The 5,330-nt window shown below is 64.5% G+C and carries 7 protein-coding genes and 1 pseudogene; 7 read left to right on the top strand and 1 reads right to left on the bottom strand.

Features of this window, described 5'->3' with window-relative positions; all coding sequences use genetic code 11:
* A pseudogene (locus JWQ89_RS10495) lies at positions 1-1,047 on the bottom strand (hypothetical protein); the annotation flags it as partial.
* Positions 1,048-1,388: 341 nt separating this feature from the next.
* On the opposite strand from JWQ89_RS10495, the gene JWQ89_RS10490 reads away from it, so the two are divergent.
* The 7 genes from JWQ89_RS10490 to JWQ89_RS10465 all read left to right on the top strand — a co-directional run.
* Positions 1,389-1,781, top strand: coding sequence for an Hpt domain-containing protein (locus JWQ89_RS10490; RefSeq protein ID WP_299640766.1), 393 nt, complete (start codon positions 1,389-1,391; stop codon positions 1,779-1,781).
* A gap of 76 nt (positions 1,782-1,857) precedes the next feature.
* Positions 1,858-2,178, top strand: a complete 321-nt coding sequence (locus JWQ89_RS10485; protein WP_299640764.1) for a 2Fe-2S iron-sulfur cluster-binding protein — start codon at positions 1,858-1,860, stop codon at positions 2,176-2,178.
* A gap of 42 nt (positions 2,179-2,220) precedes the next feature.
* Entirely contained in the window at positions 2,221-2,391 is a 171-nt protein-coding gene (locus JWQ89_RS22495) for a type II toxin-antitoxin system prevent-host-death family antitoxin (RefSeq protein ID WP_366143991.1), read from the top strand.
* Positions 2,392-2,510: 119 nt separating this feature from the next.
* Entirely contained in the window at positions 2,511-2,894 is a 384-nt protein-coding gene (locus tag JWQ89_RS10480) for a type II toxin-antitoxin system VapC family toxin (RefSeq protein ID WP_299640763.1), read from the top strand.
* A 183-nt stretch (positions 2,895-3,077) separates the two neighbouring features.
* A complete protein-coding gene (gene cysG, locus JWQ89_RS10475; protein ID WP_299640761.1) occupies positions 3,078-4,469 on the top strand; it encodes a siroheme synthase CysG in 1,392 nt (463 codons plus the stop codon).
* A gap of 9 nt (positions 4,470-4,478) precedes the next feature.
* Positions 4,479-4,784, top strand: a complete 306-nt coding sequence (locus tag JWQ89_RS10470; RefSeq protein WP_299640759.1) for a DUF2849 domain-containing protein — start codon at positions 4,479-4,481, stop codon at positions 4,782-4,784.
* A partial coding sequence (locus JWQ89_RS10465; protein ID WP_299640758.1) for a nitrite/sulfite reductase occupies positions 4,771-5,330 on the top strand: 560 nt, incomplete at its 3' end. The genes JWQ89_RS10470 and JWQ89_RS10465, both read left to right, overlap by 14 nt.

The raw sequence follows: 5,330 nt of genomic DNA, 5'->3' as shown, positions 1-5,330 counted from the left end.
GCCCGAGATGGTGCCGGCCCGATCTTCGAGCGTGATGTTGAGGCGCGAGGCGGAGTCGTCGAGGGCGACCAGCAGGTGGCTTGTACGCTGGTCGATCAGCGACACGAAGCTCTCGGTGCGCTCGCCGAAGGCGCCATTCAGCGAGTTGCCCGCGGTTTCAAGTGCCTTGGTCAGGTTGCCGCCCGATTCGACGATGGTGCCGGCGATGCGCTGCGAAATCATGTCGAGGTCGAAGACGAGGCCGGTATGGCTCTCGGTGATCGCCTCGCGCACGCGCTCGGTATTGGTGATGACCGCTTCACGCTGGCTGGCCAATTCCTGAATCAGGGCGCGCATGCGGGATTCGTTGTCGGAATAGGTGCGTTCGAGCGCCGTGACCTCGTTGTGGATCATCACTTCGAGCTCGCCGGCACGCGACAGGGCGCGCTCGAGCCCATCGCCCAGCGCGTTCACCTCGCGGCGCACGGCCTGGCCGACCGAGGCGACCTTCTCGGATGCGGTGGTTTCCGGCTCGGCGAGACGGATGGCCGCCTGGGTAACGGCGGCCGCGGCGTTGCGCAGGTCCTGGGCGCGGCGGATCAGCGTGGCGATGGCGAAGATGCCGATCACCGGCACGATGGCCAGCGCGAGGAGGCCGATGAAATCGTTGGAGCCCCAGAAGCCGGCAGTGCCGAAATCGCTGCCGTTGCGGATCATGGCGACGAGAAGGATGGCGACCACCCAGCCTGCTGCTACGAGCCCCGCGACCATGTTCGGCGCGCCGGACGATTTCGACTGCAGGCCGTAGAGGATCCTCGAGGAGGGGAAGCGGTCGTCATTGGCGACCGAGCCGGTCTGCGCGGCGAACTTGTCCGCGGTGCGCTGGCGCTCCGAGCGGGCCGAGTTGTCTCGCGGGATCGGCTTGGGGCCGGGCCTTTCGGCGGGCGTCTCCTCGGCCGCGGCGGGCTGGGACAGGTTCGCGAAAACCGAGTCCTTGAGGGCGTCCTCGACTGCCGAGAATGCCAGGGTTGCAGGATCGTTCTGGGGCGCTGTGGTCTTTTTAGCCATACTCTCTACAACTCTCGCATCGACAATCGGCGGGCGATTAGAGCTGGCATTGGACACGTTCCGGAGTTCCGGTTAGCCGTCCAAATTGGGTAAAATGCGATTCAAAAGCCCCGCAGTCTGCCCAGCCCCACGCCGCCGCACGCTAGGTGGACCTCAAACATACATTCAATTTGAGGCAAACCGAACGCTTTCTTAATGGAGGGTTAATTTCCGGTTGGAATGCGGCCGGTTAAGGGCACAGGTAAGATTGTACCCATTCATTTTGGGGCCCCTTCATCCCCGCCCGATAGCGTGATCCCCGACAGCCCAGAACCGGGCGTGTCCCAACCAAAGGGCACGGGATGGCCAGGATTATCGCAGTGGAAATGGGGCAGAACGCCCCGCTCCGGGAGCGGTCGCGTACCCCGATCGACATGAACCATCTCGACCAGCAGTCGCTCGGCGACCCGGGGCTGAAGGACGAGGTGCTGCGGCTCTATTCGCAGATGTCGCAGGTCTATCTCGGTCGCATCGAGGACAGCACCTCGATCCCCAAGCTGCTGGAGAGTCTGCACACGCTGAAGAGCGCCGCCTCCGGCATCGGCGCTTGGGGCGTGCGTGATCTCGCCAAGCGGGCCGAGGACCACCTGCGCGCCGGCAACCCGGTCAATCCGGAGTTCATCCAGGACATCGCGGTCGCGGTCGGCGAGTGCCAGGAGTTCATCGCCGGGCTGGTCAGCGCCGGAGAGCAATAAGGCCCGCGCCGTTCGGGGTGCTTGCCGCCGGGTGACGGCACCGCTATATGCGGGCCATCCTCCCGAGCGAAGCTACATGGCCCACATCACCTATATCGAATCCGACGGCACGCGGCACGAGACCGAGGGCGAAGCCGGATCGACGGTGATGGAAACGGCGATCATGAACGGCGTGCCCGGCATCGTCGCCGAATGCGGCGGCGCCTGCACCTGCGCCACCTGCCACGTCTATGTCGACGACGCCTGGACGGAGATCGTCGGCGGTCCCTCGATGATGGAAGAAGACATGCTCGACTTCGCCTACGCCGTGAAGCCGACCAGCCGCCTCAGCTGCCAGATCAAGGTCAAGGACACGCTCGACGGGCTGGTGGTGCACGTGCCGGAGCGGCAGGGGTAGTTGCTGGTCTTTGACATTGCCCGTCGGGCGCCGTTATTTGGCATGTTGTCCCGGAGAACAGCCATGAACGTAACCGTCAAGGACGCGCGGAACCGGCTAGATCAACTGCTTAACCTTGCGGACAAGGGGGTTGAAGTAGTGGTTACCCGTGAGGGGAAGCCCGGAGTACGGCTGGTGCGCGATGCGCTGCCCGGCAGACCAAGCCCAGGTTGACTGGCGCCGAACTTCAGCGGTGATCGACAAGATCGTGCGCGAAGTGGCCGCGATGGACATTCCGCCGCAACTGCGCACCAGTAATCATGATGACCTCTATGATGAGAATGGCTGCCCAATTGATCGTAATCGACACGTCCGCGCTGCTCGCGATCGCCTTCAACGAGCCCGAGCGTGCTGCGTGTGAGGTGGCGCTGACATCGGATCTGCGGCGAGTGATGTCGGCAGGGACGCTCGCGGAAGCGCTGATCACGTCCGAAAGCAAAGGCATCGGAACGGCTGTCAGATCGCTGATCGAAGCGGCCGATCCAGAGATCGTGCCGGTTACGGAACTGTCAGCCCGATTGGCATTCGATGCCTTTCGCCGCTATGGCAAGGGCCGGCAGCCGGCCAGGCTCAATTATGGCGACTGCTTTTCCTACGCTCTCGACAAGGAACTCGATTGTCCGCTGCTTTGCATCGGTGGCGACTTCAGTCAGACCGACCTCGTCAGCTCCCTCTAGGCTTGCCGCAGTGTCACCGTTCCACCATCCGTGCAGCGCATGGATTCATTTCGCGGCTTGCTCCCTTCCACCTCAACCTAATTCTAATCCCCGCCTGCTATGGGAAACATTAAAGCTATTGAATTTCAATGGCTTGTTACAAAGAGCCGATGTGGGTATGTATCCGGCTTCGAAAGGCCGTCAATGGGTGAACTGAACACATTCCCCGTTAGCTACAAAGTCGAGGGTAAGCGCATCGTCATCGTTGGCGGTGGAGAAGAAGCCCTCAATAAAGCCCGATTGGCCACTAAGACGACTGCTTTGGTCGTCATTATCTCCAAAAACATCGAAGCCGACTTCTCGGGGCTACCGGTCACCGTCCTGGCGCGTCCGTTCGACGACACCGATCTCGTTGATGCTGCGCTGGTTTTCGTCGCCGATCATGGCCCTGATGGCGAGGCGGCAAAGCGCGCGGCGCGAGCTGCGAGGGTGCCGCTGAACGTCGTCGACGTGCCCGCCGATTGCGATTTCTACACCCCCGCCTTCATCGATCGCGCCCCCATCACCATCGCCGTCGCCACCGAAGGCGATGCGCCGGTGCTGGCGCGAGTGATCCGGGCGCGGATCGAGGCGGCGCTGTCGCCCAATCTCGGGGCGCTCGCCAGGCTCGCCGGCTCGATGCGCGAGAAGGTCGCGGCATTGCTGCCCGGCACGCGCGCCCGCCGCTACTACGAGGAACTCGTCACCTCCCCCGAAGTCGAAGTCGCGCTGCTGCGCGGGCAGGGCGATGCCAAGGCGGACGCCTTGCTCACCCAGCACGCCGATAACGGCGAAAGCGCCGGCGTCGTCTGGCTGATCGGCGCCGGTCCGGGGGCCGAGGATCTCCTCACCCTGCGCGCCCAGCGCCTGCTGCAGGAAGCCGACGTGATCGTCCACGATCATCTGGTGCCCGCCGCCGCCGTCGAGATGGGCCGGCGCGATGCCGAGCGCATCCTCGTCGGCAAGCGCAAGGGCCACCATTCCTTCACCCAGGCCGAGATCAACGCCCTGATCGTGCGGCTCGCCAAGGCCGGCAAGCGCGTGGCGCGCCTCAAGGGCGGCGACCCGATGGTGTTCGGCCGCGCCGGCGAGGAGATCGACGCGCTGAAGGCAGCGGGGATCGCCTATCACATCGTCCCCGGCGTCACCGCGGCGCTGGCCGCTGCCGCCGACACGGCGACCCCGGTGACGCTACGCAAAGTCTCCACCGGCTTCGTCGTCGCCACCGCGCATGGCGCCGAGTCCGAGGAACTGAAGCACTGGGCGGCGCTGGCTTCGACCGGCCTCACGCTGGCGCTCTACATGGGCAAGTCCGTCGCCGGTCCGACCGCGTTGCGGCTGATCGCCGAAGGCGCATCGCCCGCCATCCCGGTCGGCGTCGTGGTCAGGGCAGGGCGCGAGGATCGCGTGCTCTATCGCGGCACGCTCGGCACCCTCGCGTCCGATGCTGTCGAGCTTGAGGACGGGCCGGCAATCATTTTCGTGGGCGAGGCGATCGCGCACGGTGACTGGAGCGACGCGATCGAACTCGCCCGCTCGGAATTCAAGGTGGCATAGGTATTGAGCATGGAAATCCTCACCGGCAACGAGCTGATGAGCGGCGCGACGGTCTATCTCGACCGCGGCGGCAACTGGGTCGAGGAGCTGCAGCAGGCGCGCGTCTTCCTCAAGGAAGAGCTCGAAGCCAAGGAGGCCGCCATCGCGGCGACCAAGAAGACGCTGCGGATCGTCAGTCTCGAGGTGGAGACCGTGACGCTGCGCGACGGGATCATCTACCCCGACCGCATCCGCGAACGCATCCGCGCCGAGGGCCCGACCGCCCCGCGCTTCGATCGCCAGCATCTCGACGAGGACGGCCATGTATCGATATGACGAGTTCGACGCCGCGTTCGTGAAGGAACGTACGGCGCAGTTTTCCGACCAGGTGGCCCGCCGTCTCACCGGCGAGCTGAACGAGGACCAGTTCCGGCCGCTCAGGCTGATGAACGGGCTCTACCTGCAGCTCCACGCATACATGCTCCGCATCGCCGTCCCTTATGGCACGATGTCGTCGAAGCAGTTGCGCATGCTTGCCCGCATCGCCCGCGACTATGACCGCGGCTACGGCCACTTCACCACCCGCCAGAACATCCAGTTCAACTGGCCCAAGCTTCGCGACATCCCGAAGATCCTCGCCGACCTCGCCACGGTCGAGATGCACGCCATCCAGACTTCGGGCAACTGCATCCGCAACATCACCACCGACCAGTTCGCCGGCGCCACCGCCGACGAGATCATCGATCCGCGTCCGGTCGCCGAGATTCTCCGCCAGTGGTCGAGCCTCCACCCGGAGTTCTCGTACCTGCCGCGCAAGTTCAAGATCGCGATGACCGGCTCTCCCAATGACCGCGCCGCCATCCGCTTCCACGATATCGGGCT

This window comes from Devosia sp. (assembly GCF_028290645.1).
Lineage (GTDB): Bacteria > Pseudomonadota > Alphaproteobacteria > Rhizobiales > Devosiaceae > Devosia_A.
This window is presented reverse-complemented; position numbering and strand designations above follow the sequence as displayed.